The organism is Rhodoblastus sp., assembly GCF_019449565.1.
Lineage (GTDB): Bacteria > Pseudomonadota > Alphaproteobacteria > Rhizobiales > Beijerinckiaceae > Rhodoblastus.
Genome location: NZ_JAGRPM010000027.1, coordinates 116,027 through 128,831, shown reverse-complemented (window position 1 = coordinate 128,831; position 12,805 = coordinate 116,027). Strand labels below are relative to the sequence as shown.

Genomic DNA, 12,805 nt, shown 5'->3' with positions numbered 1-12,805 from the left:
GAGGGCGGCTTCCCGATCCAAGTCGGGCGGGGGACGATGAAGACAGGCAACGCCCCGGCGGCGAGGTCCTGCTTGTTCGGATATTGCGTCATAGGGGTGGTCCTTCGGCTGCGGCGGCCTCGGCGGTGCGCTCGGCGCGGCGCTTGTCGTAATAGGCGTGAAGGCCCGCTAAAATGCGTTGGCGAGTCGAGGGCGAGGACCACGACTTCGACGCAGCTACACGCAACTTCGCCGAGCGCTCCGGATCGTGCCCCGGCTTCTCCGGCTTCGGCGGGGAGATGGTTTTTGCGCGAAAGGGCGGGGAATAGATCGGGGCCAACGCGGCTGGTTTCGGGGGAACGGACGGGGACGGAATGGGTTGGGCTGAGGCTTCTGTGTTGGAAGTCTGTCCGCCGTTTATTCCCCCCGGGAGCGGTCGCGCCGAATCGAGGATTGCGGCCACTCGTTCGGCGGCCTCGCGTTCTCGGCTCTCGGTCTCGGCGTTTTCGCGCGCAAGGGCTGCGGCTTTCCCGGCGATTATGCGCTGGCGCACGGAATCGTCGGCCCACAAGGCGCGGGCGATTTCGGCGCGCGACGGCTTCGGGGCTTCCCCGGGCTCCGCCTTCGGCTTCGGCTTCGGCTCGCGGGGCTTATTCGGCGCGGTTCTGGAGGAATTATGACGGGCTCCGCCGGTGGATCGAGGGGCGATTGCGTCGGCCTTCGGCGCGCTCTGCCGCCGCGCTGCCGCCTCCGCCTCTTCGAAGGTCCGGGAGGCGAGAATCGAGACCCTGGCGGCGGACGCCTCGGGCCATCTCGGCGATGGACGGAAGAGGATTTCGCGGAGTTCCGGTTCAATCATTTGGGCGGGGGTCCGAGGCCAGAGGAAAGACGGAGGGCGGCGGCTTCCGGGCGGAGAAATCCGTGACCGCCGCGCCCCCGGAACGCGCGCCCCAGAAGTTCATCGCTAGGATGCGCGTTCTGCCCCGCTCCCTGAGCCCGGAAACGGAGCGGGGTTTTCGTGGTTGGTTTAGCGGCCCCGTCCGCCGGACATCCCATAGGCCGCCATCAAATTTTCGCGCGCGGGCGCGTTGATCGCGGTCACGCGGCGGCTCGGGAGCCCGAGGCCCTTCACGAACGAATCGCGTCCGATAAACCGGCGCTCCACCAGGTTATTTTCTGTATTTCGAATCGGCACCATTCGAAGCTCGCCGGGTGCGGTCGTCTCGGGGTCCAGCACAGCCGTCGAAATATTGCGGAGAAGCTCGTTGGAGAGGGTCCGGAGCGCGGAGTCAGGGACCTCGGCGAAATCCAGCCGGGAAAGCGGGTCGGCGCGGGGCAGCGCGCGTTTCGCGGCGTTGGCCGCACGGCGGGCGTAGCTGAGGGTAGATTCACCGATGGTCGGCTCGGGGACCACGCGGTCCAGCGCCTCAATCGAACGATTATAGGCGTCACGGATTTCGCCGGTGGTGAAGTTCTCGATTGTGGTGGGAAGGATTTTCCCGTCTGTGGCGTCAACGATTTTCATTTTGTATTTCTCCAGCTTCGGGTTGGGTCTTCGGGTTTCAGTTCAGGCGGGGCGGGGCGGAAAACTCCCGGGCGAGTTGCTCGGCGCGCGAGATGGGGTCAAGGCGGGCGAGTGGACGGCCGTTTTCGGCGTCTTCCTCGGCTTGGGCGAGTGCGTCCCGGACGGCCTTTCGCCGCGCAGCGTCGGCGGCGGCCACCTTCTCCCGCTTCTCCATCGCGTCGATTTTCCGCTCAAGCGCCGAAAGCGAATCGGTGATCTTGGCGATAAGGTCGCCCTCGGCGTCCTTCGCCTTCTTCGCGCTGTCCGCGACCAGCGGCGGGGCGTCGTGGCCCCGGTCGTAGGGCTCGCCACCGTCGTCGGCCCGGATGTGAAGGATTTCTGCGATGGTCCGACGCAGCGGGCCGAATTCGGTCATGAGGCATTCCCGGTCGCGGTCGGCCATCGTCAATTTCCTTGAATGGGGGTTGTCTCGGGGACCACGACAAGCGGGATTTTCCCCGGGGTCGCGTCGATGTAATTCTCGATGGTATCGAGGTCGGCGTTTTCGGCCAGCGTGGCGAGGCGGGCCTCAACCATCGCAACTACCCGGACGAGTCGCGCCTCACGGTTCAGACTCGCCGCGAGCTTCTCGGAAAGGGCGTCGATCCGGGAATTGAGGGCGTTGATCCGGGCTTCAGCGCCCAGCGAATAATCGAAAGCGGTTTTGAAGTTGTATCTGACTGAAAACGCGAACTCGGCAAAAACTTTTTGCCCAGTCTGCGTCATCCCGCGCACCGCCCGCCGGAGTTCTTCTTCGGCCGCAATAAGATCGTCGTTGACGCCCGGGGGGCGGTAAACCGTAACGCCAAGCGGCGGCGTCTTTGCCCAGTATGGCGGGAGCCGGGGCTGGTCGTCTTCGGTCATTCTTCGGCCCTCCAAGCCAGAAGTTTCGCCGTCGCCCCCAACCGCGCGTACATCCGGCAAGGTGGGGGCGACGACTAACCCGGCGAGAGCGGCGCGGGGTGTTCGAAAAGTATTGTAATGGCTATTCTGGGCTTTTACACCAGCAGACCGCTCTTCTGCTCGCGCGCTTCGAAGATAGCGCGGGTTTCCGAAAAGTAAATCGGCGTTTCTGGCGGGCGGTTTGTTACCGAAAACCTTGCATCCAACTCAAAAGCTCGGGCGGTGGAGCGATCCAGCGCCCCACGATCCGGGGCCGCCCGGTAAGAGACACCCTGCCCCAAAGCAACTTCCCAACACAGACCGCTGGCGGAAGTTGAGTTGGGCGTCGAATAACCGCAATCAACTCCACGGATTCAACAGTACATCATCTTGGATGTAACTATTTTGCCAATCGGTACAAAATAACTCTTTATTCGAGGTAGGTGAAACGCCTATATACGTCTCACGCGGCAGGCGATAGGTCCCGCCGGAAAAAGGAAACGAAAATGTTACACCTTCTTAACACTACAGATAAGGCCCTCTGGGAATACTTCGAGGGCGAGGTTTACGATGCGCGGGCGAAGGCGTCCTCGCCCAAGAATACGGCGCTTGAAGAGCGGCTGGAAAAGGAAGACCTCCCCGCGCGGTTTTCCACTATGGACGCGGACGCTTTCCGGACCTTCCTCCACGAGGAATATTTGGTGTGGAAATTCGCGTTCAACGGAATGTTCCTCTTCATGGCGCGCCGGGGGCTCCTTCAGACGCCTCCGGAGGCGATAGAAGCTCTCCGCGCCGCTCTCGCGGCTCCCGGGGCGCGGTCGGACAAGGACCTCCTCCGTCTGGGCACCGCGATCAGGGGGATGGGTGTTGCGGCGGCGTCGGGGCTTCTCTCACTGACCTTCCCCGGTCGCTTTGGCACCGTCGATAATCAGGCGCTCTTCGCCTTTCACGCGGCGGGGAAATTCCTCAAGGTGAAGGCGAACAGCTTTTCGGTTTCAACGGCTCTCGAAATGTTCGAAGCCTACCGGGAGAAGGCCGCAGAGCTTAACCATGCCTTCGGGGGGGATTCGTGGACCGCTCGGCGTGTGGACCGCGCCTTGTGGGCGGAACGGGGCGCGGGCGGCGAGGACGCGGCCCCGCTCAACGCGATGGAGACGGCGGCTGAGGCCGTTTGCGACATTTTCAATACCTTGAGCACAGCCGACAAGGAAGCCCTTACCATTCGGCTCGTCACAATCGGCTCACTCCATTCGGGTGAAGGCCCGGATTATATCGAGCGTGTTTGTAACGCGGCGGACAGCGAAATGCGGCGGATTCTCGCGGCGAAGTGAAGGAGAGCACCGTGACCAACCTCAACGAACAACTTCAAGTCGCGCTCGAATTGCGCCGTGCGGCCCGGAGCCGGGAGACGAAATATCGTATGGCGCTTGCGGCTCGGGCGGCGAAGCTCGAAGCGATGACCGCCGACCGGATCGCGAAGGAAGCGCGGGTGGCGGAGATAGAGGCGCGGATTTCAGGAAAGAACGCATAATGTCCAAGCTCGAAAAGGACGAAAATTACATCATCGACCTCGTGGACGAAGTGCTCGGCGTCGAAGGGTCGCGCCAGCACCGCTTCGCCTTCCTGCTCGGCGATACAGGGCGCACTTTACCGGTTGACGCCTTTTATCAGGACCTCGGGTGGGTCATCGAATATCACGAGCGCCAGCACACCGAATCGGTTTCGATTATGAACAGGCGGATGACCGTAAGCGGCGTGACGCGCGGCGAGCAACGCCGGATTTATGACCAACGCCGCCGGGAGGTCCTCCCCGACCAGGGCATCCGGCTTGTCGTCCTCGATTATTCCTTGTTCGCCTGCAACGGCCGCAAGCGCCTGACCCGCGCGGATCGGGCGGCGGATATCGCGGTGGTACGGAAAGCCCTTGGGATCGACTTGCCGGGAATGCCGGTCGGGACCCGGGACCCGGTGACGGGCGTCGTGACTTGGATTCCGGGGAAGGAGCCGAAGCCACGCGAACAGGGTGACTACTGAGGCTGGGCGGCCGGTTGGACCTCGGGACGGGGACGCTGTTCAATCTGTCGGATGGCGGCGAGGGCGTTGAGTTCAACGAAATGGTGCGGGCGAAGCTGTCGGCGGCGACGAAAAAGGCGATGGCCCGCGCCAAGGCCCTAGTGGTGAAAACCAGACACTCGGTACCCCACGGCGATGACCGAGTTCGGCTCTTTTCTGACCTTCAAATTGATTAAGATCGATGGCAACGTGGCGCCCTCCCGCTATGAAAGGCGATCCCCCTGCCGTGTCGAAATTCCCCCTTCGCCTTCGACAACGAACGTGCAAAGCTTCGGCTTCAATGCCGATGAGGATGAAAATGCGCAGCTATTTGCGATTGGCGATGGTCATGATGTTTTGTACAGGCGTCGCTCATGCAGCCAACGACGATATCCTATTCAGCGGCAAACTATTTTTTGACACAGGAGAAGTTATCCGCGTCGCCGGGACTCTGACCGGGGACGGGCTCGGCTATCCCAATAATTCGTACAGCATAATCTGCATCGAGGCGCGAAAAGAGTGCCTAGTCACGTCCGTTGAGCAAATTGGCGTCATGCAGGTTGGCAGAGTTGAATATCCCTATGCCGTGCCAATTACCAGATGGACTTCCGCGGAGGTTGTTGCGGAGGAAGACATTTCTCTGGTGGGGTGTGTGAGGACAACCATTTTTATCGAGCGGAAATCGGAACAGGTGCGGTGGGTCGAAGAGCCAGTAAATCAAGCGCTTGCTTTTTGCGCCCGGTCAAACGGTGCAGTTCATCGTTTTACAATCGAGGATTCACTGGGCGAAAAGAAAATGCGGGCGAAATGACCCTACGAAAACTCCAAGGCTCCGCGCGAATTCCGAATTTCCATCTGCAAATCGACATGACCAAGGTGAAGGCGCGTGATTTCGCCGACGTACCGATTACCCGAAGGTGAAACAGCTTTGCCGAACAAGCAGGCTTGGCTCGATCTTGCTCAACGACTCTACGAGAAGGGAAAGGCAATTTTCGACCACTCGGATTTTTTGGAGAGCGCGGAGGGCACACGTGATCCCAAGGTGGTCGCGCTCGCGCTGCTCGCTCGGACCATGGGAAACTTTCAGGCCGGGGTACTGCTTCTCGAAACTGGGCATGTCGTTGAATCGAGGACAATGGCTCGGTGCTGCTACGAGAATTTCTTCTGGATTGCGTCGCTTGCCCAAACGGGGGAAGCATTTATCAAGAAAATGGAACTCGACGACGCCGCGAGCAGGCTGAAGCTCGCCAATGGCCTGCTTGATTGGTCGAAGGCGCAAAGCCAAAAATACGACTTCGCCGAAACACTGAGCAGCTTTTACTCCAGTTTGCGGGCGAAGCACGGCAAGGGGAGCCGCATCCTGCCCAAAGATGCCGCCAATGATGGGAAAATCAGCGACGCCTACATCTTCTACGGGGAACTCTCTAACGACGCCGCGCATCCTTCAGCTACATCCCTGAGCCGTCATGTTTCCTGGGATGGCGATGGTGACGATGTTTGCTTCACACTTCACGCGCTCCCGCTCAAGGAGCCATTCGCCATAGAGGATACCCTGGAACTGGCGTGCAATGCGCTGCTCTGCGTATGCATCGCAACCAACGAAATCCTCGGCGGATCAACAGATGGAGAGCGCCTCGCCACTCTTGCGGATGAATTTTCCAAGCTCAGCATTGAGAACAAGACAGCCCGGGAAGGCGCCAGATTATTGCCCCCGCCTAAAACTCGTCGAAGCTGATGTGACTGCTTTCCGCCGTTCTGGGTCATTCATGCCGGGAACCAAGCGTCAGATTTCGACCCCTAGCAGCCAAAGCAGCCAAGCTCGCGGGCGAATAAACCACCATCCAGCCCCGCCAAAATCGCGGGTCGGGACACCTGTATCTTACGGAGAATCGGGAACCATCCCAAGCCCGCCCAGCGGGCGGTCAATCTCGTATACAATAGGTGCGGAAAAGGAACCAAACCGTGCACGCTCTCCTCGCCGTCGTCGCCCTCGTGGTCGTGTTCCTCGGGCTTCGGCTTGTGTTCCTCGTCGTCGGTTACACGGCGGCGCGAGCGGTTTACGCGGTCCTGTTCTTCGTGCGATGGCTGATGCGCCTTTTCCCGGTCGCCACCACGACGCCCCCGGCCGCGCTCCCGGGCAACGTCGTCCAGTTCCGTCGCCAATCTACGCCCGACAAGGTTCGGTGAACCTTGGTATTGTCGTGAAGATGTAGGGGTTGCTTGTAAAGGCGGCCTCTACTCCCCCGGGCTACTCCTCCGGGCAGGCGGAACCGGCGCGAGGCGCGCGGCAGGCGTGGCCGGAGACGGGCGAGGGCTAGGCGTCGGCCGCCCTAGTACCAGCGACCATCCCCGAGGCATCCCTGCGCCACGCGCTTCACGCGGCGGGGGCCAGATAATCGCTCAAGTCGAGAACGAAGAGGCGGTCATCGGGAACGAAGCCGGTTGCGGTCTTATCCGTCTCCACGATGGACACGAGAACGTCGCGCGTCCGGTCGGATAGCTCGTCCACCCTGACTTGCGGATGGCGGAAACCAGCGGCTCGGGCCTCGGTCGTGTAATGGCTGGCGACCTGAGCGCGGATTTCTGGTGTGAGGCCGTTACGCTTCGACATTCAGGGCGCGTCCATCGGTCGTTTGCAATAGGGACACGAATGCGCAGGGAACCGCTCGCCGGGGGCGCAGGAGACGCGGGCCTTGGGCCATTCCACCCCCGTAATCCGTTTCATAGTTTCAGCCAGCTCTGCGGCATCCTCGGCGGCCAGTTCCTCGGCTAATGTATCGAGCGCCCGCACCGTCGCCCCGGTATGGGGAAAGTTAGCGTAGCGCTTCGCCATATGGGCCAGCTGGTCGGTTAACGGGAGATTCCGGAATTTCTTCCACGAGGCTTTCCCCGCGCGGCTCGCCTGTCGGCGGAGACGGTCGGCAGCAGCAACCCTCGCTTCCGGCGACATATAGTCCCAAACACGTTTCGATGATTCAGATTTACTCGGCATAGGCGTCCACCTCAGAAACCACTCTGAATCTTAACCCCGCCCGCCACCGGCGGCAAAATCCCCCACTTTCACGTTGGACCATCGAAATAAACTATCACGCGGGGGTTAAGGGGGTTCGCGGGAGTTTCTGCTACCGTTACTGAAGGATTTTAAATTTCTCGCGGACGGAGTAGTAAACCCCCATTAACCCCCTTAACCCCCGCGCCTGAGTTTATTTAGGACCCCCAATTGGTTTTTCCCAAACCCCACAAAACCCTCAAAAGAGGCTAGTTTTGGTTTGGATGTCTTCGAGCCGCCAGTACGAAGAACCGCGCCGCGCGCGTTCCGGAACGAGACGTTTTCCGCCGACGATTTGTCCTTCTATTTTCCTTAGAAAGAGACCGAGGACCACGGGGCTCACCTTTCCGCCAGTCACTTCTTCCAGCAGCAAGTCGAGCGGGTCGGCTTCTCCGCTGTTGGCGAGGTCGATTAGACCTTTTGCCGACATTTCGCCCGCGCCCACCTTATCGGACCACACTTCCAGGAATCGCTTCAACAGGTTCTTCTTGGGGTCGTTTGCACGGATCGTGTCGGTTGATTTAATCGGATCAGGTAGCCCAAGCCAGATCAGGGCCTCGCGGACCATTCGCGACCAATCTTCGAAGGAGCCGAGCTTCGCCATTTTCTTCGGTCTGCCGGCCTCGATATATGCCTTGAGGATCGTCAGCGCCGCGACGACCAGCGCGGTGCGGTTCGCCCTCGCGTAGCCAACCGGGTCGAAATTGAACGCCTTAAGCTCCGGCCGCTCTTCGTTGGTCTGGATATTCGATTGTAGCCAGCGGCGCACAGCGTCGTCGGTAAAGATCAGGTTGTTACCGGTCGCGGTCACCGTGTAAATGTTCGGGACCGTGCGGCTTTCCAGTCGGCCGAAAATTCGAATGTCGATGAAGTCTTCTGAGATGGCCTGATCGAGAAGATTTCCCTTGAGGACCTGATCGACGTTGTCGATGGCGATGTGGCCCCGGCCTTGCAACATCGCGGTCGAAAGGGCTTTCTCAAATTCCTCCTCCTTGACGCCAATCCGAATAACCCCCGGAGTGGTTCCGGTCGCCAGAATGCTTCCGACCGCGACCAGCTTGCCCTTACCGACGCCCGCGCTGTTGCCGGAGAAGGCGTGGCCCGGGACGTGCGAGAAGGCGGGCCGATTTACGATGGTCAGGAGATAGGACAGGGCCACCGACAACGAGAGATTGTTTTCCCTTGTCTCGTTCTCTTTCAGCGCGAAGGGATACTCCTTCAGCGGCTCGCAGAGCGCGGCCAGCGCCTTTTCGGAATCCACCTTGGTCGGGTGGTCCGGAATCGCCGGAAACGAGACCGCGCCCGGGTCGAAGAAGATTCCTGTTTCGGCGTCGAAGCCGGGTGTCTGGATAATTCGCCCGTTTTCGAGGACCACCGGCACCGCGACAACAGCCCGGATCAGCGGGAAGCCCAGCCGGTCGCCGCTCGATAGCAGCGCATTCGCGTATTCAAGCGAATAGTCGCTCGGCACCCAATCCCTATCCGCCTTGTTCCACTTCAAAAAGTCGATGCGCTCGGTGGCGTGGAGTCGGAACTGCGCCACGTCGAGTTCAATAATGCCCGGGAGGTGGGTTGTCTCGCCGTCCCGATCTTTCTGTTTGATATGGCCCGGTCGAACGATCTTGCTACCGCGCTGGTAAAGCCCCTTATCGAGAAGAGCTTCTTGGACCTCGGTGGTTATCTTATCGAGCCGTCCAGCGCTGATCCGGACCTGCGGCTTGTTCGACGGCTCGGCGGTCCTTTTCCGCCGCGTCTTCGAGCCCAGCGCTGCGATAGCGGCCTCGCGAAAGACGCCCTCCAGATCGACCCACCCAGGAATAACTGCGAGGACCTCGGCCCAATAATCATCCAGATCGAAGTCAATTGGTTCCCGGGTCTTTTTCCGGTCGCCAGCGTATCCGCCAAGCACTCGCACAGCTTCTCGTGGGTTGCTTTCCTTAAGCCAGTCTTTCAGTTTGGCTAGATCGGCGTCAACGATAATGCTGATGACGTCTGTCTTCGGGTTTTCCATCCTAAGTATCCTTGCATTGAGAGCTTCTCCTTTTGCTCGCCCTACTAGTCGGCAGGGTAGTAATTTAATCTTACACGCCACCTACAAAACAAACTCTGGCTTATTATAGACTTTACGTGGCCTTCGACGTATAAAGACCGCGCGGGTAACTTTTTTCCGGGTCGCTCGTGTATCCTTGCCTCCAATCATACTTTCCGCTCGCCTCGGACTAGTCACCCGGAGCGGGCGGTTTGCGTTTCCGCCGCCCGTTCGGACGCCAGACGTGATTCAGCCGTCACACGCGAATGGTCGCGCGTTGAAGGTCGGCAAGCTGTAAGGAATGCTTGCCCCGCCGGTTGGTCCCACCCCGCCCTGCCTGCTTAGACCGCCCCACCTAGAAAAGTGGGGGGGCTCCCGGCCCGTTCGATCAAGGACCAAACGCCGGCAAGGGCGAGTGCCGGGAGCTAACGACGAAGATTAGGCGATTCCGTTTCTTAGTAAAGCTGATAATTTCGCCGTTGGGTTGCTCGAATAAACTTTCCTCAATACATCGTTCCAATCAGTCCCGGGCTCGGGCGGCGTCTCCACCCGGACCTTTCGACCTTCGCCCAACCACAGCGATTCCGCGACAGCGGTGGCAAGCTGGCCGTCGCCGTTCACATCGTTATCGGCGGCGAGCAGGACGCGCCACGCGGTCGCCGGGAGGACCAGCCGGGAGAAGTTCGCAGCGCCGAGCGCGGCCACGCCCCAGCCCGCCCCGAAAAGGCGCATAGCCGAAAGGGTGGTTTCGATTCCCTCGCCAACCACAAGCTCTCCATCGCCGCCCGGTTCGCCGAACCAGACACCTCCGCCGGACAGCAAGCCGAAGCGCCTGTAAATCGACTTCCCACCATGGATTTTCCGGCCGCCCAGCGTCAGGGACGTAAAGTGGCAACCTAAAAACGTCCGCCGCGCGCCCGCGCGTTCAACACGAGCGATGAGGCCGTGGTAGAAGTCGCCGCCGAGTGCTCCGGCTGCGTCAACGTCCAGATAGCGGAGCGCGTCGGGGTAAGGGTCCATCAGTCCGCGCCGAGCCATATAGGCGGCTGCGAGGGTGCCGCCGATTGGCGCACCGGCCGTCCAGAGCGTCGTCGCGTCCTTGAGCTGCTCGGCGCGGGCGACCTTCGGCGGTCTTTCGCCGCGCACGAGTCCACGGGCTTCGACTTCGCGCCGGATGGCCGCCTTATCTCGGCAGGACCAGCACAGGAAGTCGGGGCGGCCGTCCTCGGCTCGAAACACCGACAGGCATTTATAGCCGCAGACGGGACACCAGCAGTTGTAGACGCCCGCCTCCTCGGAAATGATCCCGAAGGCTGAGGCGATGGTATAAATTTCATCGGTCACTTGCGTTGACTTTCCGCCCAATCAATCGTCGGCCAAGGCGGCCAAGGGCTTCGGCGCGAGAGCCCTGTTGCAATCTTATCGACGCCAGCCGGTTTCGGGCTCGCTGGGGCCGGTCGAGGCGGTCACGTCGCCTTCGCTTTCTTCGCGGCTCGGCGCGCTTCGGCTTCGGACGCGCGCCTCTGCTGACGGGCGGAACGGCTCAGGCGTTTAAGGCTGGGCTCGTCCATAAGCGTGAAGCCGCGTTTCTGCCCTTGGTCGATTGATATAGATTCCGCCAAGGAGACAGGCTTCAGGGGGCTCATTCCCGAACGGTCGGTCATTTCCGCGCCTCCGGCTTCGCCGCTCCGGCGACCACGACGCGGACCATTCGGTCATAGATTTCGCCAATCGGAATCCGCCTTGCGCGGCCGTCTTTCTGCGACACGATTTCGCCAGAGCCGATCTTCTTGCGCACCGTGATTTCGGCCAATCCGAGAAGGCCTGACGCTTCGCGGATCGATACAGCGCCGCGATGGTCGGCGCGTTGACGGGCGCGGATTTCCTCGATGCGGAATTGAACCGCCTCGGGGAGGTTTAAGTTGTCGTGGTTCATTTCTTTGCTGCCGAGCGAGAATAAGAGAGAGCTGCCTAGATATAGGAGGACCTATTGGAGACCGCCTAGAGCGATTCGCCACTAGATTGGGAATATTTATTTGTGTTGGGCGTTGGTTTTACGCATCGCCCAACAAGAGTTATATCCAACCGAAAGGAGGAGGCGAGGCGAAAGCTTTCTGCTCGCCTCCCAACGGCGATTTACTCTGCGGCGATGGCTTCGGGCGGTGCGCGATATTTCTGTTTCGAATAGCCGCGAAAAAGCTTCGACGCCTCGCACAAATTATTTTGATAGTCCTGCGCCGAAAGCACGATGCCCGCCCGGTCCTTCAGCTCCGGCGCGACCACGGCGATCAGCTCCCTAAGCGTCCGCAGCCAGTCGGATTCGTTCCATTTCGCTTCCGGATCGCGCCCCTTCAGGACGTTGAGCCCACGGCGGCTCCCCGGTCCCGGCGCGGCGAAGGTTATCCAGTCGTCCGCGTTTCGCATCAGACCCGTGAACTTCGTGTCCGCGACGACTTGGGCGGCGATGAAGGAGCCCATCCCGTACTGCTCTTGGACGAGACGACGGTGGTAGGAGCGAAGGGTGTCGGTCGGCCTCGGGCGCAAATAAATCCGCCGTTCCCACGCCGGTCCAAACTCCTTTTCGGCGAGATATTCCGCCTTGGACCGGCCCTTATATTCGGACGAAGAGCGGACCATATAGGCGGCGCGATAGAGCTTTTCGCCGCCGGGGTTCGGCTCGTCCATCACACGCAGGAAATGCTCGGGGTCGAACGGGACGGGATAGCCGAGACGGGCGAGCGTGGCGGGCTCGTTGATCTGGCGCGCGACGTAAGCGGCAAACCAGAAGTCGGGATCGTCGGCGTTCGGCGTCCGCCAGTTTTTCGCGATCCAGCGCGTCACATAGTCGTCTTCGCGGCGGATATTGGTAAAGCGGTACTGCCGCAAGAGCGGATCATCGGTCCACGGCTTCGGGTCGCCGCGCTCCTTCCGAATCCGGACGTTCTCGCGCTCGATGATGTAGTTGATGAATTGCCCGAGGCGGGCGGCGTCGAAGTAGTGTGTAACGTGTTCCATAATTAGGCACTCCTGTAGCGTTCCCGCGACGGTTTCCCGCGCGGGTTGCTTCGATTTTCACGATGTTAAAAAGCAAAAGAGAGGCGAGGCAAAAGGTTAGACCCGTCTCTCAACGGTAGCGTACACGGCGGATCGGCAACGTAACTTAGCCGAGCGACCGTATATCCACATTTAAGCGATTCATTTCCAAGATCAACTCAGCGAAGATCGCCGTTGGGTGCTCTTCCGGGCGAAA

At 60.5% G+C, this 12,805-nt stretch carries 16 protein-coding genes; 7 read left to right on the top strand and 9 right to left on the bottom strand.

Translation table 11 applies throughout. From position 1 onward, the window contains the following. Positions 1–1,006 precede the first annotated feature (1,006 nt). Genes QZ409_RS06615 through QZ409_RS06605 form a run of 3 tightly spaced genes read right to left on the bottom strand, consistent with a single transcriptional unit; the run spans position 1,007 to position 2,407 of the window. Complete coding sequence (locus QZ409_RS06615; RefSeq protein WP_296708275.1) at positions 1,007–1,504, bottom strand: hypothetical protein; 498 nt, start codon at positions 1,502–1,504, stop codon at positions 1,007–1,009. A 37-nt stretch (positions 1,505–1,541) separates the two neighbouring features. Beyond that, positions 1,542–1,946: a hypothetical protein gene (locus tag QZ409_RS06610; protein ID WP_296708273.1), complete on the bottom strand. Its 405-nt coding sequence runs from the start codon at positions 1,944–1,946 to the stop codon at positions 1,542–1,544. 2 nt (positions 1,947–1,948) lie between these two features. Beyond that, positions 1,949–2,407: a hypothetical protein gene (locus QZ409_RS06605; RefSeq protein WP_296708270.1), complete on the bottom strand. Its 459-nt coding sequence runs from the start codon at positions 2,405–2,407 to the stop codon at positions 1,949–1,951. Positions 2,408–2,931: 524 nt separating this feature from the next. Between QZ409_RS06605 and QZ409_RS06600 the strand changes: the two genes are divergently transcribed. The 7 genes from QZ409_RS06600 (at position 2,932) to QZ409_RS06570 (ending at position 6,664) form a co-directional block, all read left to right on the top strand. Further along, positions 2,932–3,756 carry a hypothetical protein gene (locus QZ409_RS06600; RefSeq protein ID WP_296708268.1) on the top strand — a complete coding sequence of 275 codons (825 nt, stop codon included), beginning with the start codon at positions 2,932–2,934 and terminating at the stop codon, positions 3,754–3,756. An 11-nt stretch (positions 3,757–3,767) separates the two neighbouring features. Continuing rightward, positions 3,768–3,956 carry a hypothetical protein gene (locus QZ409_RS06595; protein WP_296708265.1) on the top strand — a complete coding sequence of 63 codons (189 nt, stop codon included), beginning with the start codon at positions 3,768–3,770 and terminating at the stop codon, positions 3,954–3,956. Further along, complete coding sequence (locus tag QZ409_RS06590; RefSeq protein WP_296708262.1) at positions 3,956–4,459, top strand: hypothetical protein; 504 nt, start codon at positions 3,956–3,958, stop codon at positions 4,457–4,459. The genes QZ409_RS06595 and QZ409_RS06590 overlap by 1 nt, the downstream gene beginning before the upstream one ends. 14 nt (positions 4,460–4,473) lie before the next feature. After that, positions 4,474–4,674 (top strand): hypothetical protein, encoded by a 201-nt coding sequence (locus QZ409_RS06585; RefSeq protein ID WP_296708260.1) that lies wholly within the window; start codon positions 4,474–4,476, stop codon positions 4,672–4,674. Positions 4,675–4,796: 122 nt separating this feature from the next. Next, on the top strand, positions 4,797–5,288 hold the full coding sequence (locus QZ409_RS06580; protein ID WP_296708258.1) for a hypothetical protein: 492 nt from the start codon (positions 4,797–4,799) through the stop codon (positions 5,286–5,288). A 75-nt stretch (positions 5,289–5,363) separates the two neighbouring features. Beyond that, positions 5,364–6,212, top strand: coding sequence for a DUF5677 domain-containing protein (locus tag QZ409_RS06575; RefSeq protein ID WP_296708255.1), 849 nt, complete (start codon positions 5,364–5,366; stop codon positions 6,210–6,212). A 227-nt stretch (positions 6,213–6,439) separates the two neighbouring features. Further along, entirely contained in the window at positions 6,440–6,664 is a 225-nt protein-coding gene (locus QZ409_RS06570; protein WP_296708252.1) for a hypothetical protein, read from the top strand. Positions 6,665–6,851: 187 nt separating this feature from the next. On the opposite strand, the gene QZ409_RS06565 is transcribed toward QZ409_RS06570, so the two are convergent. From QZ409_RS06565 to QZ409_RS06540, 6 genes are all read right to left on the bottom strand, one after another. Further along, positions 6,852–7,088: a hypothetical protein gene (locus tag QZ409_RS06565; protein ID WP_296708249.1), complete on the bottom strand. Its 237-nt coding sequence runs from the start codon at positions 7,086–7,088 to the stop codon at positions 6,852–6,854. Positions 7,089–7,725: 637 nt separating this feature from the next. After that, entirely contained in the window at positions 7,726–9,537 is a 1,812-nt protein-coding gene (locus tag QZ409_RS06560) for a hypothetical protein (protein WP_296708244.1), read from the bottom strand. Positions 9,538–9,993: 456 nt separating this feature from the next. After that, a complete protein-coding gene (locus QZ409_RS06555; RefSeq protein ID WP_296708221.1) occupies positions 9,994–10,899 on the bottom strand; it encodes a toprim domain-containing protein in 906 nt (301 codons plus the stop codon). A 122-nt stretch (positions 10,900–11,021) separates the two neighbouring features. Beyond that, positions 11,022–11,219: a hypothetical protein gene (locus QZ409_RS06550; protein ID WP_296708218.1), complete on the bottom strand. Its 198-nt coding sequence runs from the start codon at positions 11,217–11,219 to the stop codon at positions 11,022–11,024. Next, the gene (locus tag QZ409_RS06545) at positions 11,216–11,491 is read right to left on the bottom strand and encodes a hypothetical protein (RefSeq protein ID WP_296708215.1); all 276 of its coding nucleotides are present in this window, start codon (positions 11,489–11,491) and stop codon (positions 11,216–11,218) included. The genes QZ409_RS06550 and QZ409_RS06545 overlap by 4 nt, the downstream gene beginning before the upstream one ends. A 200-nt stretch (positions 11,492–11,691) precedes the next feature. After that, positions 11,692–12,570 (bottom strand): nucleotide kinase domain-containing protein, encoded by an 879-nt coding sequence (locus QZ409_RS06540; protein WP_296708213.1) that lies wholly within the window; start codon positions 12,568–12,570, stop codon positions 11,692–11,694. Positions 12,571–12,805 lie beyond the last annotated feature (235 nt).

What these genes read in the sequence shown, in the direction of transcription:
- QZ409_RS06545 (WP_296708215.1), bottom strand. Translation starts at nt 11,491, where the DNA reads ATGAACCACGACAACTTAAACCTCCCCGAGGCGGTTCAATTCCGCATC.
- QZ409_RS06615 (WP_296708275.1), bottom strand. Translation starts at nt 1,504, where the DNA reads ATGAAAATCGTTGACGCCACAGACGGGAAAATCCTTCCCACCACAATC.
- QZ409_RS06605 (WP_296708270.1), bottom strand. Translation starts at nt 2,407, where the DNA reads ATGACCGAAGACGACCAGCCCCGGCTCCCGCCATACTGGGCAAAGACG.
- QZ409_RS06565 (WP_296708249.1), bottom strand. Translation starts at nt 7,088, where the DNA reads ATGTCGAAGCGTAACGGCCTCACACCAGAAATCCGCGCTCAGGTCGCC.
- QZ409_RS06560 (WP_296708244.1), bottom strand. Translation starts at nt 9,537, where the DNA reads ATGGAAAACCCGAAGACAGACGTCATCAGCATTATCGTTGACGCCGAT.
- QZ409_RS06550 (WP_296708218.1), bottom strand. Translation starts at nt 11,219, where the DNA reads ATGACCGACCGTTCGGGAATGAGCCCCCTGAAGCCTGTCTCCTTGGCG.
- QZ409_RS06610 (WP_296708273.1), bottom strand. Translation starts at nt 1,946, where the DNA reads ATGGCCGACCGCGACCGGGAATGCCTCATGACCGAATTCGGCCCGCTG.
- QZ409_RS06590 (WP_296708262.1), top strand. Translation starts at nt 3,956, where the DNA reads ATGTCCAAGCTCGAAAAGGACGAAAATTACATCATCGACCTCGTGGAC.
- QZ409_RS06580 (WP_296708258.1), top strand. Translation starts at nt 4,797, where the DNA reads ATGCGCAGCTATTTGCGATTGGCGATGGTCATGATGTTTTGTACAGGC.
- QZ409_RS06600 (WP_296708268.1), top strand. Translation starts at nt 2,932, where the DNA reads ATGTTACACCTTCTTAACACTACAGATAAGGCCCTCTGGGAATACTTC.
- QZ409_RS06540 (WP_296708213.1), bottom strand. Translation starts at nt 12,570, where the DNA reads ATGGAACACGTTACACACTACTTCGACGCCGCCCGCCTCGGGCAATTC.